This is a genomic window from Halorubrum rutilum, from assembly GCF_024494565.1.
Genome location: NZ_JANHDN010000002.1, coordinates 75,576 through 102,449, shown reverse-complemented (window position 1 = coordinate 102,449; position 26,874 = coordinate 75,576). Strand labels below are relative to the sequence as shown.

The window sequence follows — 26,874 nt, the reverse complement described above, 5'->3', positions numbered from 1 at the left end:
CGTCGTTCGCGGATACCGCACCGAAATCGAGAGACGCTAGCTAAACGCCGCGGCCCTGCAGCTTCTCCTCTTCGGCCATGTCGGCGTTCGACTGGCCCTTCATCCCCTTGCCCGGGCTCTTCGCAATCTCCTTGAGCGTCTCGGGGTCGTCGTAGTTGTTGACCGCTGCGACGACGGACTCGCCCATCGCCGGGGGGTTCTCCGCGCCGAAGATGCCGGAGCCGACGAAGATACCGTCACAACCGTGCTGCATCATGAGCGCGGCGTCGGCGGGCGTCGCGATACCGCCGGCCGCGAAGTTGACCACCGGGAGGCGACCGCGGTCCGCCGTCTCGTGGACGAGCTCTCTGGGAGCGCCGTGTTCGCGGGCCCACTCGTCGCGCTCCTCGTACGCCATCCCCTCGAGCTGGCCGATGGCGCGCTGGATGTTGCGCTGGTGGGTGACCGCCTGGTTCACGTCGCCGGTCCCCGCCTCGCCCTTCGTGCGGATCATCGCCGCGCCCTCGTCGATGCGGCGGAGCGCCTCGGGGAGGTTCCGGGCCCCGCAGACGAACGGAGCGGTGAACTCGCGCTTGTCGATGTGGTAGCGGTCGTCGGCCTGCGTCAGCACCTCGGACTCGTCGACCATGTCGGCGCCCGCGGCCTCCAGGATCTGTGCCTCGGCGGTGTGGCCGATCCGGGCCTTCCCCATCACCGGGATCGACACCTCTTCGATGATCTCTTCGAGTTTCCCGGGATCGGCCATCCGAGCGACGCCGCCGCGCTTCCGGATGTCGGCCGGGACCGATTCGAGGTGCATCACGGCGACCGCGCCGGCGTCCTCGGCGATCCGGGCCTGCTCGCGGTTGACGACGTCCATGATGACTCCGCCCTTCTGCATCTGTGCGAAGCCGCGCTTGACTAGGTCAGTCCCGCGCTTTAGCCCCTCGAGATCCGTGTCCTCTGCCATACGAGATCCATGGGTCGCCGACCACTTAACGGGTCGCTTTCGGCCGGAACGGGACGCGTCCGGGATCGCCGCGATCGCCGCTCCGTCGCCACCGCAACGCCGAAGTCCTCGGCCGACGGAGACCCGTCTGTGACTACCGGAGCCGTCGTCGCGGGCGGGCGCTCGACCCGCTTCGGCGACCGCGACAAGGCCGTCGCCGAGCTCGCCGGCGTCCCCATGATCCGCCGGGTCGCGGACCGGCTCGCGGGGACGGACGATCCGGTCCCGCCGGGCGCGGCCCGCGCCGCGGGCGGCGACCCCGTCGTCGACGAGCTCGTGATCAACTGCCGGCCCGACCAGCGCGAGGCCATCGCCGCGGCGCTGGCGGGGACCGCCCTCCCGGTGACGTGGGCGCTCGACGACGAGCCCGACCTCGGGCCGACGGCCGGGATCCGCAACGCCTGTCGGGCGGCCCCGTCGGGGTACGTCGCCGTCGTCGCCTGCGACACCCCGTTCGTCGACCCCGGGTTCCTCGCGTCGCTCCGGGAGGACGCCGCGGGTCACGACGCCGCGGTGCCGCGGCTCGACGACCGCTGGTTCCAGACGACGCAGGCCGTCTACCGCGCCGACGCGATGGCCGACGCCTGCGATCGCGCGCTCGCCCGCGGCGACCGGAAGGTGGTGGCGGCGCTCGACGAGCTGGACCGCGTCGTCGTCGACGACGAGACCATCCGGTCGCGGACGACGGACCGGACGTTCACGAACCTCAACACGCGGGAGGAATTCGCCGAGGCCGAGGCCGCGATCGCCGAGGCGCTCGGGACGGGCGACGACGACGGTCGGGAGTGATACCGATCACTCCTTCAGGAGCTCGTACGCCTCGTTCAGCTCCTTGAACGCCTCCTCGTCGCCGTCCTCGCCGTCGGGGTGAAGCCGCTTCGCCCGCTCGCGGTAGGTCTCGCGGATCGCCTCCTGGTCCGCGGTCCGGTCGAGGCCGAGCGCCTCGTACGCGTCGCGCTCGGTCATCCCGCGGGCCGGCGGCGCGCGGTCTCGGGGGTCGCGTCGCCCGCCGGCGGCGCCCCCGCCGGGACCGCGCGCGCCCCGGGAGCCGCCGGCCGCCGCGCCGCCGAACCCCCCGTCGGTCGCGCCCGCGGTCCGACGCGCGGACCGGCGGTGCTCGGCCGTGCGGGCGCGGCGCCGCGCCCGCTCTCGCTCCCCCGGTCCCGCCCGCGCCGCCTCGCGGCGGACGCGGTCGCGGAGCTTGCCGCTGGCGTGGTACCAGAGGAAGTACGAGACGATCCCGAAGGGGACGGCCACGGCCAGCAGGACGGGCGAGACGACGACCCCCGCGACGAGCAGCAGGGCCGTCAGCCCGATGAACGTCGCCGCCATGCCGACGATGATCGTCCGGTTCGTCACGTGCGTACTGAGGCGTCCATCGTTGTAAGGCTCCCGGCGGCGGGCGGCGCGCGCCCTCGCTCGGCGGGCCCCTCTCGCGCCCGCCGCCCTCCGTACCGTTTATACTCGCGGGCGCCCCGGTTCGCGGTATGTCCACCCCGGACCGAGCGGTCGCGACGGGGCTCCCCCCGGGGATCGCCGAGGCCCGCGAGGAGCTCACGCCGATGCTCTCGCAGTACGCCGACCTCTGTGCCGCCCACGAGGACGCCCTCGTCCTGTTCCAGGTCGGCGACTTCTACGAGGCGTTCTGCGAGGCGGCCGCGGTCGTCGCGCGCGTCTGCGAGGTGACGCTCACCGAGCGCTCGGACTCCACCGGCGACTACCCGATGGCGGGGATCCCCATCGACAACGCCGCCCCCTACCTCGAGTCGCTCCTCGACGCGGGCTACCGCGTCGCCGTCGGCGACCAGGTCGAGGACGCCGAGCAGGCGTCCGGGCTCGTCGACCGCGCGGTCACCGAGGTGATCACGCCCGGCACCGTCGTCGAGGACGACCTGCTGGAGGCGGGGACGACGAACTACGTGGCGGCGGTGGCGGCCGGGGGCGAGGGGGCCGGCGGCGGGAGCGGAGACGCCCCGGGCTCCCCGCCCGTCGGCCTCGCCGCCGTCGACGTCTCGACCGGCGAGTGCCTCGTCACCTCGGGCGACCGCGACGCGGTCGCCGGGGAGCTCGACCGGATCGCCCCGGCGGAGCTGATCGCGGGCCCCGACGCCCCCGCGTTCGAGCCCCCGGACGCCGAGAACGGCTGGACGGTCCACGAGCACGACCCCGAGGTCTTCGAGCGGCGGGCCGCGACCGAGCGCCTGGAGCCGTACCTCCCGGCGCCCGACCGGCGGTTCGACGCGGACGCGGAGCTGCGGGCGGCCGGCGCCGTGCTCGCGTACGCCGAGTACACGCAGGGCGACGACGGCCCGCTCTCGTACGTCACCCGGCTCCGGCGGTACGACCCCCGCGACCGACTGCGGCTCGACGCCGCCGCCCAGCGCAGTCTAGAGCTGTTCGAGAACCGCGGGCTCGGCGCCGGCGACACCCTGTTCGACGTCCTCGACGAGACGAGCTGCGCGCTCGGGCGGCGCTGCCTGGAGCGGTGGCTCCGGCGCCCGCTCGTCGACGCCGACGCGGTCAGAAGCCGCCACGACGCGGTCGGCGAGCTGGCCGACCGCACGCTGGTCCGCGAGGGGATCGCCGACGCGCTCGGGGCCGCCTACGACCTCGAACGCCTCGTCGGCCGGGTCTCTCGGGGGCGGGCCGACGCCCGCGACCTGCGCTCGCTGCACGCGACGCTCGCGGTCGTCCCGGAGCTGAAGGCGACGCTGGCGGGGGCCGAGGGGGCGAACGGCACCGACGGCGACGGCGAGCCCGATCGCCCCCGGACCGACCACCTCCGCGACCTCCGCGACCGGCTCGACGAGCTGGCCGAGATTCGCGAGCTGATCGACGAGGCGATCGCGACCGACCCGCCGCAGGAGATCACCGAGGGCGGCGTGATCCGCGAGGGGTTCGACGACGACCTCGACGCGCTCCGCGCGACCGAGCGCGAGGGGCGCGAGTGGGTCGCCGACCTGGAGGCGAGCGAGCGCGAGCGCACCGGGATCGACTCGCTGTCGGTCGGCCACAACCAGGTCCACGGCTACTACATCGAGGTGACCGACGCGAACCGCGACCGCGTCCCCGACGACTACCGCCGCCGGCAGACGCTGAAGGACCGCGAGCGCTACGTGACGCCCGAGCTGAAGGAGCGCGAGGAGGAGATCGTCGGCGCCGCCGAGCGCGCGGACGCCGTGGAGTACGAGCTGTTCGCCGACGTCCGGGAGCGCGTCGCGAGCGAGACGGAGCGGATCCAGGGGCTCGCGGACGCGCTCGCCGAGCTCGACGCGCTCGCGTCGCTGGCGGCGGTCGCCGTCGAGGGCGACTACGTCCGCCCGGCGGTCGTCGACGACTCCGACGCGGGGGTCGAGATCGAGGGCGGGCGCCACCCGGTCGTCGAGCGGGCGGAGGAGTCGTTCGTCCCGAACGACGCCGACCTCCCGCGCGGGTCGGTCGCCGTGATCACGGGACCGAACATGAGCGGGAAGTCGACGTACATGCGGTCGGTCGCGCTCGCGGTCGTGCTCGCGCAGACCGGCTCGTTCGTCCCCGCGCAGGCGGCGACCCTCCCCGTCTTCGACCGGCTGTTCACCCGGGTCGGCGCCTCCGACGACATCGCGGGCGGGCAGTCGACGTTCATGCGCGAGATGAGCGAGCTGACGGAGATCCTCCACGACGCCGGGCCGGACTCGCTCGTCCTCCTCGACGAGGTCGGCCGCGGCACCGCCACCACGGACGGGCGCGCCATCGCCCGCGCGGCCGTCGAGTTCGTCCACGACGAGCTCGGCGCCACCGCGCTGTTCGCCACGCACTACCACGGGCTCACCGACCTCGCCGACGACCGCGAACACGTCTTCAACCTCCACTTCACCGCCACGCGCGAGGACGGCGACGTGACGTTCCTCCACCGGGTCGTCCCCGGCGCCTCCTCCTCGTCGTACGGCGTCGAGGTCGCCGAGCTCGCCGGCGTCCCCGCCCCGGTCGTCGAGCGGTCGCGGTCGCTGGTGGCCGCCGCCGAGCGCGACCCGTCGGGGGACGGGGCCGCGTCAGGGGGCGACGGGTCGGAGAGTCCGGACGCACCGACCGACGAGGGGGCCGCGTCGGCGGACGAGGGGGAGTCGGGCGACGTCTCGCTCCGCGAGTTCCTCGCCGAGGAGGGCGTCGGCGACGACGGCGACGTCTCGGTGAACGGCGACGGCGACGTCTCCACCGGCGCCGACGGCGACCGTCCGACGGACGCCGGGGCCCGCGACCGGACCCCGAAAGACGGAAGCGAGGTCGGCGGGAGCGGGGCCGACCCGACCGAGGCCGGCGGGGACGAGGCCGATCCGACCGAGACCGGCGGGGACGAGGCCGATCCGACCGAGACCGACGACCTCGGAGCCGACGCCGAGCGCGACCTCGCCGCCGAGCTCCGCGACCTCGACCTCGCCCGGATGACGCCGATCGAGGCGCTGAACGCCCTCCACGACCTCCAGTCGAGGCTCGACGATGGCGGGTGAGGAGCGCGCCGGCGGCGGTCGGCCCGACCGCGAGGCGACGGGAGCGGCCGAGGGGCCGGGCCGCGTCCGCCGGCTCGACCCCGCCACGGTCGACCGGATCGCCGCGGGCGAGGTGGTCACCCGGCCGGCGCGGGTCGTCGGCGAGCTGATCGACAACGCGCTCGACGCCGGCGCCGCCTCGGTCGAGGTCGCGGTCGACGGCGACGGCACCGACCGGATCCGGGTCGCCGACGACGGCGAGGGGATGAGCCGCGCGGACGCCCGCCGCGCGGTCGAGCGCCACGCGACGAGCAAGCTCGCGCCCGACGGCGACCCGGTCGGCGTCGCGTCGCTCGGCTTCCGCGGGGAGGCGCTGGCCGCGATCGCCGACGCCGCGCGGCTCGAACTGACGACGAGCGACGGCGGCCCCGCGGGCACGCGGGTGGTCGCCGACGGGACGGCGGCGGGCGACGGCGCCCCCGAAATCGCGGTGTCCGACGCCGGCCACCCCCGCGGGACCACGGTCGTCGTCGAGGACCTGTTCGCGACCCGTCCCGCGCGCCGCGAGTCGCTCGCGGGGCCGGCCGCCGAGTTCGCGCGGATCTCCTCGCTGGCGGCGGACTACGCGCTCGCGAACCCCGAGGTCGCGTTCTCGTTGGCGCACGGCGGCTCGACCACGCTGTCGACGCCGGGGACGGGCGTCACGGACGCGCTGCTCGGCGTCTACGACCGCGAGACCGCGAGCCGGTCGACCGAGCTCGCGGCGAGCGTCGACGTCGGGGGCGACGGCGGGGAACCGCTCTCGGTCGAGGTCGCCGGCGCGCTCGCGTACCCCTCGGTGACGCGCGCCTCCCGCGACCACGTCCGCGTCTCGGTGAACGGGCGCCCGGTGCGGAACGACCGGCTCGCGGCCGCGGTCCGCGCCGGGTACGGGCGCCTGCTCCCGGACGACCGCGAGCCGGTGGCCGCGGTCGACGCCGCGGTGCCGCCCGCCCGCGTCGACCCGAACGTCCACCCCGCGAAGCGGGAGGTCGGGCTGCGCGACGCCGACCGGCTCGCGGAGGCGGTCGAGTCGGCCGTCGCCGACGCGCTCACGGGCGCCGACCTCCGGCGGAAGGGCGACGTCGACACCGGGATCGAGTCGGCGCTCGACCCGGTCGGGGGCGAGGAGGGGGAGCGGCCCGGGACGTTCGCGGACGCGGAGCCGATCGGCGTCTTCCGCGACCTCTACCTCCTCGTCGAGGCGGGCGAGGAGCTGCTCGTCGTCGACGGCCACGCCGCCCACGAGCGCGTGAACTACGAGCGGCTCGCCCGGGCCTTCGCCGACGAGCCGGTGCCGACCGCCGCGCTCGATCCCCCGGCGGCGGTCTCGCTGTCGGCCGACGAGGCGGCGGCCGCGGAGGCGCACGCCGACGCGCTGGACGCGCTCGGCTTCGAGACGGAGCCGTTCGGCGGCGGGACCGTCAGGCTGCGCTCGGTCCCGGCGCCGTTCGGCCGGGCGGCCGACGCGGACGCGTTCCGCGACGCGCTGGCGACGCTCGCGGGCGACGAGTCCCCGCGGGACGCCCGGGAGGCGCTGCTCGCCGACCTGGCGTGTCACCCGTCGCTGAAGCGCGGGGAGATCGGGGAGCTGTCGCGGGACGAGCGGCGCTCGCTTTTGGACCGGCTCGGCGAGTGCGACCGACCGTACGCCTGCCCGCACGGGCGGCCGACGGTCCTGTCGGTCGACGCGGCGACGTTCGCGGCCGGGTTCGGGCGGGAGCGGTGAGCGGGCCGAGCGCCGCTCGTCCGCGGCTCACCCCGACCGATCGGCGGTGAGCTGTCGGCGGAGGAGGAGCGAGCCGACGCCCGCGAACAGGAGCCCGGTACCGCCGATCCAACCCCGCTGTACCGCGTTCAGCGGCGTCGACCGCATCGACCGCAGTCGCGCGGTCCGGTACTCGGCGAGGGTGGCGTTCTCGCAGCCCCGGACGTCGCTCTCGTTCAGCGTGACCGTCTCCGTGCCCAGGCCGGCGTCGACCAGCCGCGACTCCCCCGCGAGGTCCCCGCACCGCTCGACGTACGCCTCGTAGTCGGCGCGGGTCACCGACGTCGTGCCGGCGGCGTAGACGAGGCCGCCGACGAGGGCCGCGCCGATGAGCACGGCTCCCAGTCCGACGGCGACGTCCGGCCAGTGGATTCCACCTCGCTCACCCATCCTCTCGCCTCCCGAGCGGCGGCGGTGCGACCGACATCGGCCGGCGGCGCTCGCGGGGCGTCCCGCCGGTCGTCGGGTGCGCCGTCCGGCGGCGGTCGGCGCCGCTCGTATCGCCCCTCACTCCGCCGGGCGAAAAAGAAGTTACGCGCGCGTCGACGCGCCCTCAGGCGGGCCGGTCGCTCGGCCGCCCCTCGCCGTCGTCGTCGAAGCGCTCGACGCGCTCGACCGTCTCGTCCGCCTCCGCCGTCTCCGGCGGGTACGAGACGGTGCGCTGGGGGTAGGGGATGGAGATCCCGGCGTCGGCGAACCGCTCCTGGATCCGCTCGACGGCGGTCGCCTTCGAGCGCCAGCGCGCCTGCGGCGTCGGCGGATCGATCCAGAAGCGGAGGTCGAGCAGGATCGCGGAGTCGCCGAAGCCGGAGGGGATCACGTACGGCTTCGGGTTGTTGGCGATCGTGTCGATCTCCTCTAGGACCTCCTCGGCGATCCCGCTGGCCTCGTCGGGGTCGTCGTCGTAGCCGATCCCGACCTCCATGTGGATTCGGAGCCGCCCCTCGCGGCTCCGGTTGGTGATCGCCTGGTTGGTGACGAGGTCGTTCGGCACGACGACGTACTCGCCGTCGAAGTTCCGCATATGGGTGTTCATGATCGTGATCTCGGTGACGAACCCCTCCTCGCTGCCGATCTCGACCCAGTCGCCGATCTCGAAGGGGCGCGCGAACATCAGCACGAAGCCGGCGATGAGCGAGCCGAGGGTCTGTCTGGCGGCCATCCCGAGCACGATCCCGAGGAAGCCCGCCCCGACGAGGAGCCCGCCGAGGTTCACGCCCCAGATCCCGAGGACGGTGACGCCCGCGATCACGAGCAGCCCGACCTGCATGATCCGGCTGAGGAGCTGCTCCTGGTGGGCCGTGATGCGGTCGCTGTCGGCGGAGAGGTCGGCGACGTACTCCTCTACCACGTCGCTCGCGACGTAGGCGCCGCCGAGCAGCAGCACCGAGAGGAGGGCCCGCCCGGCGACGGCCGCGGCGTTCTCCGCGACCGGGAGGACCGCGACGACGACCGCGAACCGCCCCCACAGCGTCAGCACGGCGACGGCGGCGAGCGCGAACAGCGCGAGCTGGAGCACGGCGACGAACACTCGGAGGCCGAACGAGACGGGCACCGCCTCGCGGAGCGTCTCGACCGACGACTCGCCGCGGCCGTCGAGGAAGCGCTCCAGCCGCGCCGCGGTCACCCGCTCGCCCGCCCGGACGGCGCGCGGGAGCAGCAGCCAGCCGGTCAGCGTCGTCGCGAGGAGGATGCCGACGGTCAGGGCGAGGCGGGCCTCCGCGGTCGCGACGCTGCCGAGCGTCGCGTCGATCCGGGGGCCGAGTTGCGCGGTCACTCTCCGGGCTTTCGTCGGCTCGGTTATAAATGGCTCCCCGTGGCTCTCGCGCCGGTATCAGCGCCCGCGCCGGAGCTCCTCGATCAGCCGCTCGATGAGCTCGGACTGCCGGTCGAGGCGCTCGGACTGCTCCTTGACGGCGCGGCGCAGCTCGGCCACCTCGGCCGCGAGGTCCTCGCCCTCGACGCCCGCGCTCTCGAACGGCGACCCGCCGAAGCCGTCGTCGGTCGAGGCCGCCGCGTCGTCCCGCGCGGCCGGCTCCCCGACCCCGCCCGACGCGGTTCCCCCGGACGCGGCCCCCTCGGTCGACGCGCCCCGGTTCCCGGCGGTCCCGTCGGCGGCGTCGCCCGCGGGGTCGGCCTCCCCGACCGGCTCGCCCCCGGCGCCGCCGGCCAGCGGGTCGGCGTCGGTCGAGCCCCCCGCGACCGCGTCGTCGCTCGCCGTCCCGGCGGTCGTCTCGCGCGGCGCGCCGGCGTCGTCGGCGGCGGGGTCGCGCCCTCCGGCCGCGCCGCTCGCGGGCGCCGTTCCGGACCCGGACCCGTCGTCGGTCCCGGTCGCGGCGGACCCGTCCGCCCCGCCGACGCCCGCGGAGAGCGGGTCGTCCATCGCGCTCGTCGCGCCGTCGAGGTCGCCCGCCCCGCCCTCCGCCTCGGCGTCGGCGGCGGGCGAGGCCGAGAGCGGGTCGGGACCCTCGCCGAAGTCGGTGGTCTCGTCGGCGCCCGCGTCCTCGTCGGACTCGTCGTCGGCGACGGCGACGCGGAACTCCTCCAAGCTGTCCGCGTCGTGGTAGTCGCAGACGGCGTCGACGAGGGTCTCGCGGACCGCGCGGGCGGACTCGTTGGGGGCCTTGAACCGCTCGGAGCGGCCGCCGTGCGCGAGGACGACCGCGGTCGCGACGGTCCCCTCCTCGAAGTCGAGGCCGGTGAGGTCGGCGTAGGGGAACTCCTCGAACTCCTCGTCCCACACCGCGGCGCCGACGTGTTTGACGAGGCGATCGCTGGTGACGACGAGGGTGAGCTCGGAGAAGCGGAAGGTGCGGAGGACGGACTCGCCGGGGTCGGTGACGCCGGTCGCGGAGAGGACGCCGGCGAGGATCGGGTGCAGGGCCTCGTCGGCGCGGTCCGCCGGCAGCGAGAGGGTCTCGTCGCCGTCGAGGCCGTAGCCGAGGGTGAGTTTCGCCTTGCGGCGGCCCGTCGAGACCGCGATGCGCTCGACGTCGTGGGAGTACTCCGCGACCGTCTCGTCCGACAGCAGCCCGTCGCCGCGATAGACGAGCGTCCGCGTCGGCGTGACCGCGAGCCGGTCGGCTCCCCCGAGCGAGACCTCGGCGACGACGTCCTCGTCGCCGACGGTCTCCGCGAGCAGGTCGGGAAGGCTCATACCCCGAGGATTCGCCCCGCCACGCATAAATCCGCGGGGTCCGCGCCCGGGCACTTCGGCCCTCGGACCGACCGATTCGCGGGACGCGCTCCCCTCTGTCACCGCCTCCCACCCCTCCGACGGATGGGAAGGTTAAAGAGTCTCATCGCGGTACGGAAGGGTGAGGCCGGGTGGCTTAGCTGGACATAGCGCCGCACTCATAGGGTTCGGAGATTCGGTGCGGTGACGCCTTGGAAGCGTCCGCGTCCTTCCCGTGGCTCCGCCGAGCCTCGGACCTGGGACATGCGGAGATCGTGGGTTCGGAGCCCACCCCGGCCATCTACCGTATTGTTGGCAGGTGCAGTCATAACCACCACCAGCTGGAGCGCTGGGCAGTCTCGACACGAACCGCGTCGTGTCGAAAGTGAGGAGATCACACCGGACACGGCGACGGGTCGGCGCCTCGGTGATCGGGTGACCCGCTAGTTGCACCGGTGAGGCGTGGATGCGTCCACGGACGGGGGTTCACGCCTGGCGCGCGATCCGGCGCAGACGGAAGACGATCGGGAATACGGCCACGAACACGACGACGCCGACGAAGGCGCGCGCGATGACGGCGAGACCGACCGTCGACGCCGCAGGCGACGCGTCGAAGTCCACGAGAGCCCAGAGCCCGAGTATCGAGACGAGAGCGAGTGTCCACAGGCCCCCACCGAGGAGCTTGAGCGAGGGTTGATACCCGTCGAACGACGGGTACGTGTACTCGTCAGCGTCGCGACCGCCGGACACCATGCGTCATATATCATACCTCATTAACAAATAATCGACCATTTCTTGCACTCGTATTAGATTAATTAAACATAGCTGCGGGTCAGTCGCCGAGTAGCGCGCCGCGAGTCCGCTTCCGCGGGTCAGACCGGGAGCGCCGCGCCGGCGACGAGCGCGCCCGCGACGACGACGCCGCCGAGCGCGAGCAGGCCGTAGTTCGCGACCGGATTCGCGGCCCTGAACAGGTCGAGCGTGTAATGGTCGTCTCGGACGGGCGCGAACGGCTCGATCCCCATCGGGGTGAGCGCGTCGGCCAGCAGGTGCGAGACGATCGTCAGCGCGCCGAACAGGAACGCGAGCCCGCCGACGAGCGCGGCGGCGAGGGCGCTCTCCCGAAGCCCGAGCATCGCCCCGGCGGCCCCGAAGGCGACCCCGACCGCGAGCGCGAACCACACGGTGTGGGTGATCCCGCGGTGGTTCACGAACGGGACCTTCATGTCGAGGTCCGGGACCATCGCCGTCGAGGCGACGGCCGCCGCGACGACCGCGGCCGCCTCGATCGAGGCGAGCGCGGCGAGGGCGAACCCGAACGGTGCGTAGACGACGAGCGACGCGCCGACGTGCCCCTTCCGGTGCATATGTGGACATCGACGGCGACCGAAAAGGCTGTTACGCGTCCCCACGCGTGGGTCGGGGACCGTCGCCTCCGGACGGCGGTCGGATCGACGGGCTCGCCGCCGGTGGCCGACTCGCCGCGGGCGGGGACCTCCCCGGTCGCGAGCGGGTTTCACGGCCGGAAACGCCGCGTCGATTCGATTATTTTATTGGAACTCGCCGAGACGTTCCGGCGCGATGGCCCTCCAACTCGGCCGTGCGGTCAGCGACGGTTTCAGGCGTACCTTCACCCGAGCCGGCGGGGTCCTCTTCGTCGGGCTCCTCCTGATCCAGCTCGGGATCCAAACGAGTGTCAACACCGCCGTGGCCGGCTTCCTCCCGCCCGAGGCCGCGGCGCAGTTCAGCGGGGAAGCCGGACTCGTGCTCCCCGTCTCCGGCGGCGTCGGGATCGCGCTGTTCGCCGCGCTCACGCTCGTGAGCTCGGCGTACTTCGTCGTCCTCTCGCGGACGTTCGCCCAGCCGCTGAGCGAGGCGTCGACGTTCCCCCCGGCGCTGACCGAGCGCCTCGGGCGCGCCACGCTCGTCGCGCTGGTCGGCGGGATCGCCGTGAGCGTCGCCGTCGCGGTCGGCTTCGCCCTCCTCTTCTTCCCGGGGGTGTTCCTCGCGGCCTCGTTCCTGTTCTTCGTCTTCGTCGTCGCCGTCGAGGACGGCGGCGTCGTCGGGAGCCTCAAGCGGAGCTGGGCGCTCGCCCGCGGCTCCCGGCTCAAGCTCGCCGTCCTCGTGCTCCTCTCCGGGCTGTTCGGCCTCGTGCTGGGCGCCACCACGTCCCTCGCCGACCTCGCCGGCGTGCCCCTCGCGTCCGACCTCGTCGCCGCCGCGCTCTCGGCGGCCTTCTTCGTCCCGTACTACGGGATCATCGCGTCCGCGTACCTTCAGCTGCGCGACGGGCGACCGAACGCGAACCGGACGGCGCCCGGGCCGGTCGACGCGTCGCAGACGCCGAAGCTGTAGCGGCTCTCAGTCCTCGTTGCCGAGGATCACGCGGCGCGTCATCGCCTCGGGGTCGAGCACCTCGTCGGCCTCGTCCTCGGTGAGGTAGCCGGCCTCGACCGCGGCCTCGCGGACGCTCTTCCCCTCCTTCAGGGCCGTCTTCGCGACCTCGCTCGCCTTGTCGTAGCCGATCGCGGGGTTCAGCGCGGTCGCCAGCGCCATCGACTGCTCGACGCGGGTCTCGCAGTGCGCCTCGTTGGCCGCCAGCTTCGCGACGAAGCGCTCGCCGAACGTCGCCGCGGCGTTCGAGAGCAGCTCGGCGGACTCGAGGAAGTTGTGCGCGATGACCGGCTTGTAGAGGTTCAGGTCGATCTCGCCGCGCGCGGTCCCCGCCGAGACCGCGGCGTCGTTGCCGACGACCTGCTTGTGGACCTGATTGACCGACTCGGCGACGACCGGGTTGATCTTCCCGGGCATGATCGAGGAGCCGGGCTGGTTCTCGGGCTGCTCGATCTCGCCGAGCCCGTTGCGGGGGCCCGAGGCGAGCAGCCGCAGGTCGTTGGCGATCTTGTTCATGCTGCCGGCGATCGTGCGGAGCGCGCCGTGCGCCTCGCTCATCGCGTCGTGGGCGGCCTGCGCCTCGAAGTGGTTCTCGGCCTCGCGGAACGTCGTGTTCGTCTCGTCGGAGATGTATTCGGCGGCGAGCTCCGGGAAGTCGGGGTGGGTGTTGAGCCCCGTGCCGACCGCGGTGCCGCCCAGCGCGAGCTCGCGGAGGTTCGACTGGACGCCCTCGGCGCGCTCGATCCCCTTCGCGACCTGCGTCCGGTAGCCGCCGAACTCCTGGCCGAGCCGGATCGGAGTGGCGTCCTGGAGGTGCGTGCGCCCGGTCTTGACGACGCCGTCGAACTCCGTCTCCTTGGCTTCGAGCTCGGCGTGGAGGGTTTCGAGGGCGGGGACGAGGTCCTTCTCGACGGCCTCCAGCGCGGCGACGTGCATCGCGGTCGGGATCACGTCGTTCGACGACTGACCGTAGTTGACGTGGTCGTTCGGGTGGACGACGCGGTCGCCGACCTCCGCGCCCGCGATCTCGGCGGCGCGGTTGGCGATCACCTCGTTCGCGTTCATGTTCGAGGAGGTGCCGGAGCCGGTCTGGAACACGTCGACCGGGAACTGGTCGTCGTGCTCGCCGGCGATCACCTCGTCGGCGGCGGCGACGATCGCCTCCGCGGTGTCGTCGTCGACGAGGCCGAGGTCGCGGTTCGCCTGCGCGGCCGCCTTCTTGACGACGCCGAGCGCGCGAATGAACCGCCGGCTCATTCCGATCCCCGAGATCGGGAAGTTCTCGACCGCGCGCTGGGTCTGTGCCCCCCAGTAGGCGTCCGCCGGCACCTGCATCTCGCCGAGGCTGTCCTCCTCCGTGCGGTAGTCCTCACCCATACGCGACGCTTCCCGCGAGACCGGGTAAAAGCTACTGAAAGCGGGTCGCCGCCCTCACTCGTCGCCGACCGGGAACAGCCCCGCCTCGCGGAGTTCCGACGCGAGGCTCCCGTCGCCGTGCTCGGCGTAGTCGGCCGGCGTGTACGTCTTGATCTCCAGGGCGTGGACCGAGCGGGTCATGCGGTCGCCGACGGCGTCGTACACGCGCTGGTGCTGGTCGACGAGCGACTCGCCGTCGAAGGCGGGCGAGACGACGACGGCCGCGAAGTGGGCGTCCTCGTCCTCGTCGTCGTGGACCCGCGGCGCCGTCACGCGGGCGACGGCGTCCGGGATCTCCGCCTCGATGAGGTCCTCGATCGCGGCCGGTTCGATGGTCATACGCCGACTCGGGTCCGCCCGGACAAAAAGCGATTGCATGGCCGCGGCGGCGCCCGCCGCTCAGCGTTCGAAGACCAGCCCGTAGTGGAACGGCGGCAGATCGACCTCGCGGGCGAGCCGCAGGTCGCTCGCGCCCTCGACCGCGCGCCGCGTCTCCTCGGGCCCCACCCGCAACTCGGTCGGCGGGCCGCGCGGCTCGCCGGCGATCGCCGTCTCCTCGCGGGGTCGGTCGCGCCAGTTAATGACGACGAACCGCCCGTCGGCGGCGAGCGCGGCCGCGACGCCCTCGACGAACGCGGCCCGGTCGTCGACCCCGTGGAAGGCGTTCGCGAGCAGCGCCAGGTCGACCGGCTCGGGGAGGAGGTCGGCGAGGTCGCGGGCGTCGCCGCGGACCGGGACGACGTTGTCGATCCCCTGCACGTCGGCGAGCCCCTCCAGCTCGGCGAGCAGCGACTCGTCGAGGTCGACGGCGTACGCCGACGCCGGGGCCGCGACCCGCGCGGCCGGCAGGGCGAAGTAGCCGTTGCCGCAACCGATCTCGGCGACGCGGTCGCCCGGCGTCAGGCCGAGCCGCCGGAGCGTGTCGCCCGGCGTCGGCCAGATCCGTCCCCACCAGTCCCAGTCCGGCTGCCCCGTGTTCCGGAAGCGCTCCATGCCGGTCGGTCGCGGTCGGCGGGGCTTAGCGGTTGGGATCCGGCCGGCGGCGTCCCGCTCAGTACGTCTCGCCGGGAGCGTCCCGCCGGCGGCGACCGCCCGCGGTCGGTCGCCCCGGCCGCGAGCGAGTGCGAAGGGGTTTGTCGCCGGAGTCGAAACGGCCCGCTCGGATGACCCACCGGGACGACCTGCGCGAGGCGGCCGACGCCCTCGGCGGCTCGGTCGTCGTCTGCGGCCTCGGCGCGTACGCCGACCGGCTCGCCGGCGCGTCGTTCCGGAACGCCAGGCACGCGTCGGCCGAGGACCTCCTCGCGGAGGCGGCCGACGCGTCGGGGGCCGCCCCCAGGCCCCCGGCGGCCGTCGTCGTCGCCCTCGACCCCGACGAGGTCGGCGAGGACGGCGAGGCGGCCGAGACGCTCCGGGCGCTCGCCGCCCTCGACGCCTTCGCGGTCGCGGTCGTCCCCGCGGTCGCGGCCGAGGGCGACGCGCTGGCGGCGGTCCGCGACGCCGTCGACGCCGCGTTGCTCGCCGAGGGCGACGCCGTCGAGCCGGCGGTCCGCGCGTTCCTCGCGACGGTCCAGGAGCCCGGCTTCGTCAACCTCGACCTCACCGACGCCGAGACGGTGCTCTCGGCCGGCGTCGCCGCCCTGGGAACCGGGACCGCCGACCGCGACGCGCCGGGGGGCGCGGTCGCGGCGGCCTTCGACGGACTCCCGACCGGGGTCGACGCGACCGACGCGAGCGCGGTCCTCGTGGACGTCGTCGTCGATCCGGCCACGAGCGTCGCCGCCGCGACCGACGCGATCGCGGCGGTCCGCGAGCGGATCGGCGCCGACGCCAACGTGATCTGGGGCGGCGCGGTCGACGAGGCGGCCGGGGACGAGCTCGCCGTCCGGCTCGTGGTCGCGGGCGTCCGCCACGCGCCGCCGCTCGCCGCGGGCGACCCCTGCCCGCGCTGCGGGGCGGCCCTGTCGGCGTACCGGTTCGGCGCCCGCGAGACCCTCTCCTGTGACGGCTGCGGCTACTCCGACATCGCGGTGCGACGCGGCTGATCCGTCCCGCGGCCGGGGCGGCGCGTCGCGGCGACTCCGGTCCCGAACGCCGCCGGTCTCGGTCGCCGCCCACGCGCCGGCCTCCCCCGCCTCCGGCCCCCGACTCAGACGTGAACGACCGCCTCCGGGTCGGGCCAGTCCGCGAGCGACCCGTCGTAGAGCGTCCGCCCCTGGAGTCGGACGTAGGCGCGCTGGGTCGTCCGGACCGCCTCGGCGGGCGCCTCGCCCTCGTCGAGCGCGACCTCGACGGCGGACCGCTTCCAGCCCGCGGGCGTCCGACCGGTCTCGACCCGGTGCCGGAGCGGGGCGAGCGCGGCCGCGGTCCGGTCCGCCGTACAGCCGTGCGCCTCCAGGCCGACCGCCGCGGCCGCGAACAGGTCGCCGTACAGCTCCTCCGGGTCCGTCGTCTCGTCGCCGTCGGCCGTGACCCAGGTCATCTCGGCGTCGAGCCCGCCGCGGGCGGCCGCGTAGAAGTTCTCCTCGGCCCGCTCCCACGGGAGGTCGAGCACCGGGTGGTCGCGCTCGACGATCCCCCGCATCGCCCCGCCGAAGGCGGCGAGGACCGCCGTCGAGTCGGGGACCGTCGGCTGCCCGGGGACCGGTCGGAACTCGATCCGGGCGCTGGCGCGCTCCTCGGTCGCGCCGTCGAACACCGGGCGGACCCACCGCCAGTAGCTCCCGTGCTTGTGTCGGAAGTGGACGAACTCGTCGTCGAACCGGCCCGCCGCCTCGATCTCCGCCGGAACCAGCACGGGGTCGGACGCGATCCGCTCGACCGCCGCTCCGGTGGTGTCGACGTCGCGGGGGAGCTTCACCTTCCGGTCGCGTCCGGCCGGGTTCATCATCTGTTCGTACACCGGGATCCGGTGTTCGGCGTACCCGTCGCTCACGAGCAGGTCGCGGTCGGGTCCGGGGTCGTCGTAGAGCGCGGGCGGCAGGAACGGCGAGTTCGCGGCGAGCGCGAGGAGCGGCCCGGCGAGCCGTATCGCGGCCCGGTGGTACCGCGGGAGGGCGGCGGCGCGGCGGGGCTGGTAGTGGGGCTGGATCGACGCGGTGAGGCTGACCGGCCCGGCGCTGTCGGCGTCGATCCGCGCGCCGGGGACGTCGATCTCGCCGCCGATCATCCGGTCGTCGCCGACGCTGGCGAACCCGTGGTACCGGACCCCGTTGCTGACGTTGATCCCGAGCGTCAGCCCTCCCTCGCGGGTGGCCTCGGTCAGGTAGCCCTCGGTCGTCTGCTCCGCCGGCCCGACCGCCCACATGCCGTCGCTCACGAGGCGGATCCCGTCTCCGGCGGCGCGCCGCTGGAACGCGTCCACCTTCCCGACGACCTCGGCCCGGACGGCGTCGACCCCGCGACCCGTGAACGGGTGGACGGAGGAGTTGAGCTCCGCGTTGTGGAGCCCGAGCTCCCGGTCGAACCCCGCGCAGGACAGGAGCGATCGCGGGATCCGGCGGAGCACCCTCGTCTCCCGGTCGACGGCGTAGAACTCGTACTCCAGCCCGGTCGTCACCTGCTCGTTGTCGAACGTCCCCGCGTCCACGTGGTCCCGGACCGCGTCGGCCTCCTCGCGGACTCGCGCGTCGAACGCCTCCACGTCGACGTCGGCGACCCCCTTCAGCCGCTCGACCGGGTCGTCTCCCGTGCTAGTCATACACACGCATAGGTCGGAATCCGACATGAAAGTAACTCCGAGCCGACACGAAGGCCCTCGGTGCGTCGGAACCGGACGCGGCGGGGTGCGGTCCGTGCGGTCCGGTACGGCGCGGACGAGCCGGCCGTCGGGTCAGCCGCCGGAGCCCGTCCCCTCCGGCGCCACCCACCGGACCCGGTCGACGTCGAACTCGACCTGCGCCCGCTCGACCTCGTTCCGGACCGTCGCGAGCTGCGGCCCGGTCGTGTCGAGCCTGACGACGCAGGTGTGGGCGGGGTCGATCAGTCCCGCCGCGACCGACTCGACGTCCGCCTCGACCCGGCCGGCGTGTTCCGCCGCGGTGTAGCTCCCCGTCGCCTCCGCCGGGTCCCGGTATCCGGTCCCCGATATCATCCTGTACGCCTCGCACGCGTCCGGGTGGCGCAGGAGCACCTCGCGGAAGCGGTCGCCGTCGACCTCGCCGAGGAGCCGACCGCCCTCGCGGACGGCCCGGTCCGTCCGATACGTGTGACGCCCTCGTGAATCGTCGTCGGATCGGGGCCGATCCGATCCGTCGTCCGCGACTTCCATGACGCTTGGTAACGATCAACAGCTGAACGCTGAAATATCTTACTGGCCCTTTAGCGGCCGGTTCGCGGGCCGTTCATCGGATCGGAGGTGACGACGGCGCGTCACGGAGACGGTGATGCGTCCGTCGCGGCGACGGCAGTTCGTCCGCCGCGCGCTGGCGACGCGTCGCGGCCTCCGCGGGGCCTCGGACGACGGTAATTCTCTTTGGAAACGCGCCCGTATCGCCGACCGCATGTACGGCACGACCCTGATCCCGACCGGCGGTAGCGACGCCGCGTTCGCGGCCGTGGACGACGCGATCGAGGTCACGGCCCCCGACGGGGCGATCCACGTCCTCGGCGTTGTCGAGGAGCTCCCGACGTACGAGCGATCGGGGACGCCGGGCGTGGCCGACGGCGGCGACGACGAGGCGGAGCGCCTCCGCCTCGAAGCGGCCGTCGAGCGGATCGAGACGGAGGCGACCGCGGCGGAGATCGACTGCGAGACCGCGATCGCGGAGGGCGTCCCCTCCCGCGAGATCGTCGCGTACGCCGAGGACGTCGACGCCGACGCGATCGTCATGGGGACCCGCGGCGCGCGCGACGCCGCGGGCGACCTGCTCGGCAGCACGACGGAGCGGGTCCTCCGCGACGCGTCGACGACGGTCGTCTCCGTCCCCGCGTCGGCGTGACGGTCTGACGCGCGACGCGCCAGATCCCGTCACTTATTCACGCGCGGATCGACGAGCCGGAAGCATGAACGCGTTCGCACCGACGCCGCCCCCGGCGCCCGGCTCGGTTCGGAGGCGGAGGGCCGGCCCGTGAGCGGGGACGGTCTGCTCGGGTCGCTGTCGCTCGTCAGCCTGTTGAGCCTCTGTTGTATCGGGTTCGGCGGACTGGCCGGCGGCGCGGCCGTCGCCGGCGGCGGGGCGTCGGCGAGCGCGTTCACCGCCGGCGTCACCGGCGCTCGCGGCGCGCTGATCTCCGGGATCGTCACGTTCGCGGCGGTGCTCGCCGTCGCCGCGGCGCTCCGGTGGCGACTGAGCCGAGGGGAGTCGGAGAACTGAGCGAGGAAGCCGGGGGCTGAGCGAGAAATCCAGGCAGCTGAGCGGGGAAACCGGGCGACTGAGCCGAGCAGGGTCGGAGGAGGCGGCGACCGATCAGCGCTGCGGCTCGTCCGGCGCGGCCCGCGGCTCGCGGTCCGGGGCGGTCTCCTGCGGAACGGTCCCCCGCGGGGCGGGGGCCGCCTCCGCCCGGTACAGCCGGAGGAGCTCTTCGAGGACGACCGCGTGGCGGTCGCCCGGCACGTACTGGTGGTCGATGAAGTCCTCGGCGTCGCTGAAGTTCCCGCGGAGCGCGAGCTTCCGCACGAAGGCGACGCTCTCGAAGAACGGCGGGTGGTCCGCGTCGGCGTCGCCGCCGAGCTCGCGCTCCGCCCGCGGCATCACCTCCCCCCTGATCTCCTCGTAGTCGATCGTCTCCGGCTCGTAGTCGTCGAGCACTTGTTTCAGCACGTAGTCGGTCGAGAACCGGTAGAACTCGGACTTGCTCTCGAACTGGCCCTCCTCGACCAGCGACTCGATCTCGCCGACGACCGACTCGGGAAACCGGACCGTGCTCTTCACCATGGACTCACGAGGCGTCCCCACCCGTATTACCTTTTTGTCAGATAAGATGAAGCTTCTCGGACGGGCGCCCGTCGCGACCGCCGCGCCGCGTCGCGGCGTCCGTCCGCCCGTCGTCCGATGTGTTGGGTTTATGTCCCCGAACTCGTTAGACGCGCAGCATGACTCCGTACGAGGCGTTCGACCGGGACGCGGAGGTGAACGGTCGGACGGTCCTGTCGGTCGTCGAGGAGGGGATGGGTCGGTTCTCCGACGCGTACCGCGACCGGGCGCTCGCGGCGCTCGCGGAGGCGGGGATCCGCGATCCGGCGCCCGACGAGTGGTACCCGCAGCAGGCGTGGCTGGACGCGTTCGAGACCATCGCGGCGGACCTCCAGCCGCACGTCCTCGACCGGCTCGGCGAGCAGCTCCCCGACGTCGCCGATTGGCCGGACGAGTCGGATACCGTTCCGGCCGGGCTCCGCGGGATCGACGACGCCTACCGCCGGAACCACCGCGGCGGGGAGGTCGGCGAGTACCGCTTCGAGCGCGTCGACGACCGGACCGGCGAGGTGACGTGTCACACGCCGTACCCGTGCCCGTTCGACCGCGGGCTGATCCGCGGCGTGGCGCGGGAACACGCCCCGGTCGACTCGTTCGTCTTCATCGAGGAGGTCGGATCGAGCTGCCGGCGAGAGGGCGGCGACGAGTGCACGTACGCGGTGTACTGGTAGGGGCGTTCGATCGGGAGGACGCGGGGACCGGCGAGCGCTACCGCTCGTAGGACTCCAGCGCGTCCCGCAGTTCCGCGGCGGAGAGGTCGGACGCGAGCTCGACGATCTCCTGGAGGTCCGCGTACGTCTCCCGGAGCTCGCGGATCCGCTCGGCCTCGACGCCGTTTGCGTCGTCTGTCCCGTCGGCGTCGTCTGCGTCTTCGGCGTCCTCGGCGTCGTCGGCGTCCTCGGCGTCGTCGAGGCCGCGTTCCGCGCGTCGGATCTCCCGGTGCGTGGTCTGCAGCTCGCGGGACACGTACTGCCGGAAGACGGTCTGGACGATGAACCAGACCTCCCGCTCGGCGGCGAACCGGACCCGCCGCCCGCCGCCGTCCGAGGACCGTCGCCGGATCAGCCCGACCCGCGTGAGCGTGCGAGTGACGTTGCTGACGGTCGACTTCGCGTACCCGGTCCGCTCGACGAGCTCGGGGATCGACAGCGGGTCGGTCGCGAAGTAGAGCACGCCGTAGATCCGACCGGCGCTGCGGCTCAGCCCGTACACCTCGGCCGACTGTTCGAGCGACTCGATGACGCGCTCGCGGGCGACCGCGGCGTCCTCACTCATACGGGTGCCCCCGTCGCGCGGACCGGTGAGCGTGTCGAACGGCCATACGCGACGTAGACGTTTCGTAAGTATTAAATCGTTTGATTCGTTCGGCTTGAACCGAACAGAGCGAATACCTCGCTCACCCTCCAAGCCCATGGCAAGCGCGTTTCCACACCAGCCGACGGTCGACCACGCCCCGCGAGAGGAGACGGACGTCGTCATCGGACGCGACGAGCCGACCGACGCCCTCCGCGCCCTCTCGTGTGACACCGCCCAGCGGGTCCTCGCCGCGCTCACGGACGAGCCCGGCACGGCCTCCGACGTCGCCGCCGACGTCGACGCGTCCCTCCAGAACGTGACGTACCACCTCGACCGGCTCTGCGAGGCGGAGCTGATCGCCCCGGTCAAGACCTGGTACTCCGAGAAGGGGACGGAGATGACCGTCTACGCCCCGACGACCGAGCGGCTCGTCGTGCGTTTCGGCGGCTCGTCCGACGATTCGTCGACGGAACGCGACGGGTCCTGAGGGACCCGGACGCCGCGAGTTCGACCCGGATCGACCGAGTTCGGTACGAACACGGCGCCGCGCGGACAGGCGTATCGAGTTCGTCGAGCGGTCGCCATATCCGACGGCTAGTGTCGTTATCGATATTTTTTGAGTAGTTAGGGCGCTGTGACGAGCGCCTCCAAAGTCCCGATTCCCCGGTGATCCGGGGTTGACGCTGGTGTGGTGAAGTCGTCCAAAGTCCCAGCCGCTCGGCACTACGTCGTTTCTACCCCGGAGAACACCCACAAAGCCCCAGCCACGAGGCGGGCGCACGCTCGCTGCGCTCCGCACTCGGTCGCTCACTTCGTTCGCTCTCTCGTTGCGGTGTCGCCGGCGGCAAAGCCGCCGGCTGCCCATGGCGCGTAGCGCCACCCTGCTTACGTCGCCTGCGCCCGCCTCGTGGCTGCCCCTTTGAGTCCCGCCCCGCACCGCGACCGCACCTCACGCCTCCCCAGCCTCGTCGCCGGACTACGTCCGGTTGCAAGCGAGAGCTTCGCTCTCGCCCTGTCGCTGGCGCGTTCCGCGCCAGCGACTCCCTCGCACGCGCTCCTTCGCGGCCGCCGAGGGCGGCCGCTCGGAGCCGCGCGCCACCGCATCGGCTGTCTGTGAGTGAGCGTCGCCTACGATTGTTTGCTCGCCGTGTCGCTACCGACGAGCTGAGACGGCCGCTCTCATCATCGGCCCAGAGGAATCTTCGACCGATCGCTTCGCACGACGACCCGTCTGAACGGCGCTCGACAGGCTCAAAATCGCGTTTTACCCTCCGCGACTCACAAGTGTCGTCCGAACGATCGTTCGTGCGAGCATGGACCTCGACGAGTTCACGCGGTCGAACGCGCCAGACGCGGACGGCACCGGCTTCCAGAAGGCGAACAACAGGCTGCTGCGCGTTCCGGTCTCCGGGACGGTGATGCTGAAGGCCGGCGCGATGGTCGCGTACACCGGCAACCTCACCTTCACCGGCCGCGCCTCCGCGGAGGGCGGCGTCACCGGGATCGTGAAGGAGGCCGTCAGCGGCGAGGGGACCCCGATCATGGAGGCCGAGGGCGAGGGCCAGCTGTACGCCGCCGAGCAGAGCAAGAAGGTACAGGTGCTCAACCTCGACGACGGCGAGTCGGTCTCGGTCAACGGCAACGACGTCCTGGCGTTCGACGCCGACGTCGACTACGAGATCAACACCGTCGGCAGCCTCTCCGGGATGGCCGCGGGCGGCCTGACGAACGTGTTCCTCACCGGTCCGGGCGAGGTCGCGATCTCGACGCACGGCGACCCGCTGGTGATGACCCCGCCGGTGTTCACCGACCCCGACGCCACCGTGGCGTGGAGCGCCAACCTCTCGCCGTCCATCGAGACGAACAAGCTCATCGAGGTCGGACAGACCTCCGGCGAGTCGTTCCAGATGGAGTTCACCGGTTCCGACGGGTTCGTCGTCGTCCAGCCGCACGAGGAGGGGTCGGTCACGCAGGCGTAGCCGGCGGCGACGCGCGGAGCGCTCCCGAGGGGCCGCGGTCCCCGGCCGACCACAGCGTTTTGTCGATGGAGACGAACCCGAGGGCGTGATCGGCGCACTCGTCCCGACCGGAGTGCCGGCCCGACCGCCCGGCGGTCCGAACCGCTACGACGGCGACGGCGACGACCGATGACCGGCGGCCGAGCGCCCCGCTCGCGGCGCGCCGTCCTCACCGGCGCGGTCGCCGCGCTGGCGACGACCGCCGGCTGCGGACTGCTCCCCGAGGAGCGGGAGCCGATCGAGGCGAGCGCGACCGAACCGGCGTACCTCCCCGAGCCGGCGGCGTCGAGCGGCGGCTACGCGGAGACGCTCTCGACCGAGACGACGCTGGAGGTCACGGTCAGGGTCGACCTCTCCGGGGACGTCGAGCTCACGAGCACCCGAGAGGTGATCGCGACCGCGTTCCGACGCGGCTACGAGGCCGACGACGGGCGCCGGTTCGGCGTCGTCACCGCGCCGGCCGTCACCGTCATCGATCGGTTCGACGTCGTTCGAGATCCGGTGACCGAGCTCGGCGACGCCCGCGTCGTCGAGCTGGCGACGGGGCTGAGCGTCGCGGACGTCTCCGGCCGGGAGACGGCGGGGTCGCGGCCGATGCTCGGGGGCGAGGCCGCGGTCGAGACGGCGACCGCGACCGCCGACGGCGGGGCGGTAAGCCTGCGGCGAGCCCGCGTTCGCGCGGGCGAGGACGCCGTCACGGCCGTGTTCGTCTCCCCGGACGGCGCGGACGGCGACGCGCCGTTCGGCGCGGTCGCGCGGGACGCGTAGCCGACCCCGGCGCTTTAGGTCGGAGCGCCCGTTGACAGGCCCGATGCCGAACGGGACGAGGCTGACCGACGTCGAGACCGTCACCGAGCGCGGGTCCTACCGCTTCACGGCGGCCGACCGGTTCACGAACGACCGGGAGGTCGTCCTCGTGCCCTGCGAGGAGCCGCCCGGGGTCCGGGCGTGGGTCAACACCTGTCCCCACGAGAGCCAGCGGTTCGACACGGGCGACGGCGTGCCGATGCGGGACGGCGAGGTGATCTGTCCGCGACACGGCTCGCTGTTCGACGCCTGCTCCGGCGACTGCGACAACGGTCCGGCGGCCGGGACGACGCTCCGGGCCGTCGAGGTCGCCGTCGGCGACGGCGCCGTCTACCTGACCGACGACGGCTACTCGTTCCGACACGAGGGCGGGACCGACGACGGCGACCCGGGGTCGACCTCGCACCTGTCGCTCTGATCGCCGTCGTTCGGTCGGCTCCCGTCAGTGGCCCCTCGTCCGCCGTCAGCCGGGGGCAGCCCCTCTCCTCCCTTCCTCTTCCCCCTCCCGAGTGATCCCGCCCCTCGGGCCGCGACTAAGGCCGCGACGCGGTCGCGACGATCGCGGCGGGGGGTAGCGACTAAGTCCTTTGACTCTCATGGCACACCGTGGTCGGAGAAACGTCGATCCGAGTGCTCCACGCGGAGGACGACGAGGGGTTCGCGGAGCTCACGGCCACGTACCTCGCGCGCATCGAGGATCGGATCGACGTGGAGTCGGTCGCCGACACCGAGGCGGGGCTCGACGCCCTCGCGACCGGCGAGTTCGACTGCGTCGTCTCCGACTACGACATGCCGGACCGGAACGGGATCGAGTTCCTCGAAGCCGTCCGCGCGGAGCGACCGGACCTCCCCTTCATCCTCTTCACCGGGAAGGGGTCGGAGGCCGTCGCGAGCAGCGCCATCTCCGCGGGCGTCACCGACTACCTGCAGAAGGGCGGCGGCGCCGACCACTTCGAGCTCCTCGCGAACCGGATCGTCAACGCGGTCGAGCGGCGGCGGGCGGAGCGCGAGGCCGACCTCTGGGCGAGGGCCGTCGAGGCCTCCGAGGAGGGGATCGCCGTCATCGGCCCGGACGGCCGCTACACCGACATGAACGACGCGTACGCCGAGCTGTACGGAGTCGACCCCGCGGCCCTGATCGGCGAGCCCTGGGCGACGACCGTCCCCGAGGAGGAGGCCGAGCGGCTCCGCGAGGAGGTGATCCCCTCGCTCTCCGACGACCCGTGGTCCGACGAGTCCGTCGGGAAGCGCGTCGACGACAGCGTCTACCCGAAGCTGCTCTCGCTCGCGGGCCTCGACGACGGCGGGCACGTCTGCATCGTCCGCGACATCTCCGACCGGAAGGAGCGCGAGGCGGAGCTCGAAGCGAAGGCCGCCAAGCTGGACATCCTCTTCGAGCAGTCGCCCGACCTCATCGACCTCCACGACGCGGACGGGCGGATCGTGGACGCCAACCGCCGGCTGTGCGACGAGCTCGGCTACGCGGCGGACGAGCTCCTCGGCAGGCGCGTCTGGGAGGTCGACGAGTCGCTCGACCCCGACGAAGCGAGGCGCACGTGGGCCGAGATGGAGCCCGGCGAGATGCGAGAGCTCAGGGGACGCTACCGCCGTCGCGACGGGTCGACGCTCCCCGTCGAGGTGCACGTCGCGCAGGTCGACCTCCGCGGGGCGGAGCGGTTCTTCGTCATCGCCCGCGAGCGCTGACCGGCCCGCGGCCGACGCGGTCGGCAGACGTATCCGGGGCGCGGTCGAACCGAGGCCGATGACGGACTCACCGTCGACCAACGACCTGGCGACCGCCTTCGACGAGGGCGACGTCGCGTTCGGCGTGCTCGAAGACGCCTACAGCCCGCGGCTCGTGGAGCTCTACGGCGACCTCGGGCTCGACGTCGTCTGGCTGGACCTCGAACACGGCGGGCCGGACCCGTGGGACGCGGGCCGGTTCGAGGACCTGCTCCGCGCGGCCGAGGCGACCGACACGGAGCTGCTCGTGCGGCTCCCGAGCGCCGACCCGACGCTCGTCCGAAAGGCGCTCGACCTGGGCGTGCGGAACGTCTTCCTCCCGCGCGTGGAGGGCCCGGACGAGGTGCGGGCGGCGGTCAAGTCGGCGCGCTTCGACTACGACGGCGAGCCCGGGGACCGCGGGCTGGCCGCGCCGCGCGCCCGCCGCTGGGGGCTCGGCGAGGACTACCTCGCGACCGAGGACGCGGAGACGCTCGTCGGCGCGACGATCGAGACCGAGGCGGCGGTCGCGAACCTCGACGACATCCTCGCCGTCCCGGAGCTCGGCTTCGTCTTCGTCGGGCCGTACGACCTGTCGGTCTCGCTCGGCCACCCTGGCGAGACCGATCACCCGGCGGTGCGGGAGGCGGTGGAGACGGTCCGGTCGAAGGCCATCGCCGCCGGCGTGCCGGTCGGCGGGCTCGCGTTCGACGCGGCGGACGCCGACGAGAAGGCCGCGGACGGCTACCAGCTGCTGACCCTCGGGAGCACGACCGGCGCGCTCAGGACGGCGGCCGCGGACTGGCTCGACGGCGACGAGGGCGACGCGTAGGCCGAGGGCGCCCCGGTCGGCCGCGACCGGCGGAGTGG

28 protein-coding genes and 1 tRNA gene are annotated in these 26,874 nt (G+C 73.3%); 15 read left to right on the top strand and 14 right to left on the bottom strand.

The features are described 5' to 3' along the window. Positions 1 to 40 precede the first annotated feature (40 nt). Complete coding sequence (pdxS, locus tag NO900_RS03965; protein WP_256407923.1) at positions 41 to 949, bottom strand: pyridoxal 5'-phosphate synthase lyase subunit PdxS; 909 nt, start codon at positions 947 to 949, stop codon at positions 41 to 43. A gap of 129 nt (positions 950 to 1,078) precedes the next feature. Between pdxS and NO900_RS03960 the strand changes: the two genes are divergently transcribed. Beyond that, on the top strand, positions 1,079 to 1,777 hold the full coding sequence (locus NO900_RS03960) for a molybdenum cofactor guanylyltransferase (protein WP_256407922.1): 699 nt from the start codon (positions 1,079 to 1,081) through the stop codon (positions 1,775 to 1,777). Between the two features lie 6 nt (positions 1,778 to 1,783). On the opposite strand, the gene NO900_RS03955 is transcribed toward NO900_RS03960, so the two are convergent. Next, entirely contained in the window at positions 1,784 to 2,347 is a 564-nt protein-coding gene (locus tag NO900_RS03955) for a J domain-containing protein (RefSeq protein WP_256407921.1), read from the bottom strand. A 128-nt stretch (positions 2,348 to 2,475) separates the two neighbouring features. Between NO900_RS03955 and mutS the strand changes: the two genes are divergently transcribed. Both mutS and mutL read left to right on the top strand, forming a co-directional pair. Continuing rightward, positions 2,476 to 5,475 carry a DNA mismatch repair protein MutS gene (gene mutS, locus NO900_RS03950; RefSeq protein ID WP_256407920.1) on the top strand — a complete coding sequence of 1,000 codons (3,000 nt, stop codon included), beginning with the start codon at positions 2,476 to 2,478 and terminating at the stop codon, positions 5,473 to 5,475. Further along, positions 5,465 to 7,222 carry a DNA mismatch repair endonuclease MutL gene (gene mutL, locus NO900_RS03945; protein ID WP_256407919.1) on the top strand — a complete coding sequence of 586 codons (1,758 nt, stop codon included), beginning with the start codon at positions 5,465 to 5,467 and terminating at the stop codon, positions 7,220 to 7,222. Before mutS ends, mutL begins: the two co-directional genes overlap by 11 nt. 27 nt (positions 7,223 to 7,249) lie before the next feature. Here mutL and NO900_RS03940 read toward each other — a convergent pair whose 3' ends face one another. From NO900_RS03940 to NO900_RS03930, 3 genes are all read right to left on the bottom strand, one after another. Beyond that, on the bottom strand, positions 7,250 to 7,651 hold the full coding sequence (locus NO900_RS03940; protein WP_256407918.1) for a hypothetical protein: 402 nt from the start codon (positions 7,649 to 7,651) through the stop codon (positions 7,250 to 7,252). A 163-nt stretch (positions 7,652 to 7,814) separates the two neighbouring features. Beyond that, positions 7,815 to 9,038 (bottom strand): mechanosensitive ion channel family protein, encoded by a 1,224-nt coding sequence (locus NO900_RS03935; protein WP_256407917.1) that lies wholly within the window; start codon positions 9,036 to 9,038, stop codon positions 7,815 to 7,817. Between the two features lie 57 nt (positions 9,039 to 9,095). Continuing rightward, complete coding sequence (locus NO900_RS03930; RefSeq protein ID WP_256407916.1) at positions 9,096 to 10,418, bottom strand: DUF7115 domain-containing protein; 1,323 nt, start codon at positions 10,416 to 10,418, stop codon at positions 9,096 to 9,098. A gap of 164 nt (positions 10,419 to 10,582) precedes the next feature. On the opposite strand from NO900_RS03930, the gene NO900_RS03925 reads away from it, so the two are divergent. Continuing rightward, positions 10,583 to 10,736: transfer RNA gene (locus NO900_RS03925), tRNA-Met, on the top strand. A 186-nt stretch (positions 10,737 to 10,922) separates the two neighbouring features. Here NO900_RS03925 and NO900_RS03920 read toward each other — a convergent pair. Continuing rightward, positions 10,923 to 11,189 carry a hypothetical protein gene (locus NO900_RS03920; RefSeq protein WP_256407915.1) on the bottom strand — a complete coding sequence of 89 codons (267 nt, stop codon included), beginning with the start codon at positions 11,187 to 11,189 and terminating at the stop codon, positions 10,923 to 10,925. 119 nt (positions 11,190 to 11,308) lie between these two features. Next, on the bottom strand, positions 11,309 to 11,803 hold the full coding sequence (locus NO900_RS03915; protein ID WP_256407914.1) for a metal-dependent hydrolase: 495 nt from the start codon (positions 11,801 to 11,803) through the stop codon (positions 11,309 to 11,311). Positions 11,804 to 12,017: 214 nt separating this feature from the next. Between NO900_RS03915 and NO900_RS03910 the strand changes: the two genes are divergently transcribed. Then, the gene (locus NO900_RS03910; protein WP_256407913.1) at positions 12,018 to 12,791 is read left to right on the top strand and encodes a DUF7847 domain-containing protein; all 774 of its coding nucleotides are present in this window, start codon (positions 12,018 to 12,020) and stop codon (positions 12,789 to 12,791) included. Between the two features lie 6 nt (positions 12,792 to 12,797). Here the strand turns inward: NO900_RS03910 and NO900_RS03905 are convergent, their stop codons facing one another. The 3 genes from NO900_RS03905 to NO900_RS03895 form a co-directional block, all read right to left on the bottom strand. Beyond that, on the bottom strand, positions 12,798 to 14,207 hold the full coding sequence (locus NO900_RS03905; RefSeq protein WP_256407912.1) for a class II fumarate hydratase: 1,410 nt from the start codon (positions 14,205 to 14,207) through the stop codon (positions 12,798 to 12,800). 54 nt (positions 14,208 to 14,261) lie between these two features. Beyond that, positions 14,262 to 14,579: a BolA family protein gene (locus NO900_RS03900; protein ID WP_465261784.1), complete on the bottom strand. Its 318-nt coding sequence runs from the start codon at positions 14,577 to 14,579 to the stop codon at positions 14,262 to 14,264. 66 nt (positions 14,580 to 14,645) lie between these two features. Beyond that, positions 14,646 to 15,239, bottom strand: a complete 594-nt coding sequence (locus NO900_RS03895; protein ID WP_256407910.1) for a class I SAM-dependent methyltransferase — start codon at positions 15,237 to 15,239, stop codon at positions 14,646 to 14,648. A gap of 170 nt (positions 15,240 to 15,409) precedes the next feature. Here NO900_RS03895 and NO900_RS03890 point away from each other — a divergent pair, with 170 nt between their 5' ends. Continuing rightward, positions 15,410 to 16,291 (top strand): hypothetical protein, encoded by an 882-nt coding sequence (locus tag NO900_RS03890; RefSeq protein ID WP_256407909.1) that lies wholly within the window; start codon positions 15,410 to 15,412, stop codon positions 16,289 to 16,291. Between the two features lie 104 nt (positions 16,292 to 16,395). Here the strand turns inward: NO900_RS03890 and NO900_RS03885 are convergent, their stop codons facing one another. Continuing rightward, entirely contained in the window at positions 16,396 to 17,946 is a 1,551-nt protein-coding gene (locus tag NO900_RS03885) for a glutamate-cysteine ligase family protein (protein ID WP_256407908.1), read from the bottom strand. Positions 17,947 to 18,078: 132 nt separating this feature from the next. Next, entirely contained in the window at positions 18,079 to 18,516 is a 438-nt protein-coding gene (locus NO900_RS03880) for a hypothetical protein (protein ID WP_256407907.1), read from the bottom strand. Between the two features lie 232 nt (positions 18,517 to 18,748). Between NO900_RS03880 and NO900_RS03875 the strand changes: the two genes are divergently transcribed. Both NO900_RS03875 and NO900_RS03870 read left to right on the top strand, forming a co-directional pair. After that, positions 18,749 to 19,186: a universal stress protein gene (locus NO900_RS03875; RefSeq protein WP_256407906.1), complete on the top strand. Its 438-nt coding sequence runs from the start codon at positions 18,749 to 18,751 to the stop codon at positions 19,184 to 19,186. A gap of 129 nt (positions 19,187 to 19,315) precedes the next feature. Continuing rightward, on the top strand, positions 19,316 to 19,561 hold the full coding sequence (locus NO900_RS03870) for a hypothetical protein (protein ID WP_256407905.1): 246 nt from the start codon (positions 19,316 to 19,318) through the stop codon (positions 19,559 to 19,561). 93 nt (positions 19,562 to 19,654) lie between these two features. On the opposite strand, the gene NO900_RS03865 is transcribed toward NO900_RS03870, so the two are convergent. Continuing rightward, entirely contained in the window at positions 19,655 to 20,122 is a 468-nt protein-coding gene (locus NO900_RS03865; RefSeq protein ID WP_256407904.1) for a hypothetical protein, read from the bottom strand. 158 nt (positions 20,123 to 20,280) lie between these two features. On the opposite strand from NO900_RS03865, the gene NO900_RS03860 reads away from it, so the two are divergent. Beyond that, positions 20,281 to 20,832, top strand: coding sequence for a hypothetical protein (locus tag NO900_RS03860; protein WP_256407903.1), 552 nt, complete (start codon positions 20,281 to 20,283; stop codon positions 20,830 to 20,832). A gap of 37 nt (positions 20,833 to 20,869) precedes the next feature. Here NO900_RS03860 and NO900_RS03855 read toward each other — a convergent pair whose 3' ends face one another. Continuing rightward, positions 20,870 to 21,436: a GbsR/MarR family transcriptional regulator gene (locus NO900_RS03855; protein WP_256407902.1), complete on the bottom strand. Its 567-nt coding sequence runs from the start codon at positions 21,434 to 21,436 to the stop codon at positions 20,870 to 20,872. A gap of 136 nt (positions 21,437 to 21,572) precedes the next feature. Between NO900_RS03855 and NO900_RS03850 the strand changes: the two genes are divergently transcribed. The 6 genes from NO900_RS03850 to NO900_RS03825 all read left to right on the top strand — a co-directional run bounded on the left by NO900_RS03850 (position 21,573) and on the right by NO900_RS03825 (position 26,836). After that, the gene (locus NO900_RS03850) at positions 21,573 to 21,944 is read left to right on the top strand and encodes an ArsR/SmtB family transcription factor (protein ID WP_256407901.1); all 372 of its coding nucleotides are present in this window, start codon (positions 21,573 to 21,575) and stop codon (positions 21,942 to 21,944) included. An 826-nt stretch (positions 21,945 to 22,770) separates the two neighbouring features. Then, entirely contained in the window at positions 22,771 to 23,436 is a 666-nt protein-coding gene (locus NO900_RS03845) for an AIM24 family protein (RefSeq protein ID WP_256407900.1), read from the top strand. A gap of 168 nt (positions 23,437 to 23,604) precedes the next feature. Continuing rightward, the gene (locus tag NO900_RS03840; protein ID WP_256407899.1) at positions 23,605 to 24,243 is read left to right on the top strand and encodes a DUF6517 family protein; all 639 of its coding nucleotides are present in this window, start codon (positions 23,605 to 23,607) and stop codon (positions 24,241 to 24,243) included. 43 nt (positions 24,244 to 24,286) lie between these two features. After that, positions 24,287 to 24,700 carry a Rieske (2Fe-2S) protein gene (locus NO900_RS03835; protein WP_256407898.1) on the top strand — a complete coding sequence of 138 codons (414 nt, stop codon included), beginning with the start codon at positions 24,287 to 24,289 and terminating at the stop codon, positions 24,698 to 24,700. A 188-nt stretch (positions 24,701 to 24,888) separates the two neighbouring features. Further along, on the top strand, positions 24,889 to 25,986 hold the full coding sequence (locus tag NO900_RS03830; RefSeq protein ID WP_256407897.1) for a PAS domain-containing response regulator: 1,098 nt from the start codon (positions 24,889 to 24,891) through the stop codon (positions 25,984 to 25,986). Between the two features lie 58 nt (positions 25,987 to 26,044). Beyond that, a complete protein-coding gene (locus NO900_RS03825) occupies positions 26,045 to 26,836 on the top strand; it encodes an HpcH/HpaI aldolase family protein (RefSeq protein WP_256407896.1) in 792 nt (263 codons plus the stop codon). The last annotated feature ends 38 nt before the right edge of the window (positions 26,837 to 26,874 follow it).

Bases quoted from the DNA above. Each gene is read 5' to 3' on its own strand.
- pdxS (WP_256407923.1), bottom strand. From the start codon at position 949: ATGGCAGAGGACACGGATCTCGAGGGGCTAAAGCGCGGGACTGACCTA.
- mutS (WP_256407920.1), top strand. From the start codon at position 2,476: ATGTCCACCCCGGACCGAGCGGTCGCGACGGGGCTCCCCCCGGGGATC.
- mutL (WP_256407919.1), top strand. From the start codon at position 5,465: ATGGCGGGTGAGGAGCGCGCCGGCGGCGGTCGGCCCGACCGCGAGGCG.
- NO900_RS03940 (WP_256407918.1), bottom strand. From the start codon at position 7,651: ATGGGTGAGCGAGGTGGAATCCACTGGCCGGACGTCGCCGTCGGACTG.
- NO900_RS03930 (WP_256407916.1), bottom strand. From the start codon at position 10,418: ATGAGCCTTCCCGACCTGCTCGCGGAGACCGTCGGCGACGAGGACGTC.
- NO900_RS03920 (WP_256407915.1), bottom strand. From the start codon at position 11,189: ATGGTGTCCGGCGGTCGCGACGCTGACGAGTACACGTACCCGTCGTTC.
- NO900_RS03915 (WP_256407914.1), bottom strand. From the start codon at position 11,803: ATGCACCGGAAGGGGCACGTCGGCGCGTCGCTCGTCGTCTACGCACCG.
- NO900_RS03910 (WP_256407913.1), top strand. From the start codon at position 12,018: ATGGCCCTCCAACTCGGCCGTGCGGTCAGCGACGGTTTCAGGCGTACC.
- NO900_RS03905 (WP_256407912.1), bottom strand. From the start codon at position 14,207: ATGGGTGAGGACTACCGCACGGAGGAGGACAGCCTCGGCGAGATGCAG.
- NO900_RS03895 (WP_256407910.1), bottom strand. From the start codon at position 15,239: ATGGAGCGCTTCCGGAACACGGGGCAGCCGGACTGGGACTGGTGGGGA.
- NO900_RS03890 (WP_256407909.1), top strand. From the start codon at position 15,410: ATGACCCACCGGGACGACCTGCGCGAGGCGGCCGACGCCCTCGGCGGC.
- NO900_RS03885 (WP_256407908.1), bottom strand. From the start codon at position 17,946: ATGACTAGCACGGGAGACGACCCGGTCGAGCGGCTGAAGGGGGTCGCC.
- NO900_RS03880 (WP_256407907.1), bottom strand. From the start codon at position 18,516: ATGGAAGTCGCGGACGACGGATCGGATCGGCCCCGATCCGACGACGAT.
- NO900_RS03875 (WP_256407906.1), top strand. From the start codon at position 18,749: ATGTACGGCACGACCCTGATCCCGACCGGCGGTAGCGACGCCGCGTTC.
- NO900_RS03865 (WP_256407904.1), bottom strand. From the start codon at position 20,122: ATGGTGAAGAGCACGGTCCGGTTTCCCGAGTCGGTCGTCGGCGAGATC.
- NO900_RS03860 (WP_256407903.1), top strand. From the start codon at position 20,281: ATGACTCCGTACGAGGCGTTCGACCGGGACGCGGAGGTGAACGGTCGG.
- NO900_RS03855 (WP_256407902.1), bottom strand. From the start codon at position 21,436: ATGAGTGAGGACGCCGCGGTCGCCCGCGAGCGCGTCATCGAGTCGCTC.
- NO900_RS03850 (WP_256407901.1), top strand. From the start codon at position 21,573: ATGGCAAGCGCGTTTCCACACCAGCCGACGGTCGACCACGCCCCGCGA.
- NO900_RS03845 (WP_256407900.1), top strand. From the start codon at position 22,771: ATGGACCTCGACGAGTTCACGCGGTCGAACGCGCCAGACGCGGACGGC.
- NO900_RS03840 (WP_256407899.1), top strand. From the start codon at position 23,605: ATGACCGGCGGCCGAGCGCCCCGCTCGCGGCGCGCCGTCCTCACCGGC.
- NO900_RS03835 (WP_256407898.1), top strand. From the start codon at position 24,287: ATGCCGAACGGGACGAGGCTGACCGACGTCGAGACCGTCACCGAGCGC.
- NO900_RS03825 (WP_256407896.1), top strand. From the start codon at position 26,045: ATGACGGACTCACCGTCGACCAACGACCTGGCGACCGCCTTCGACGAG.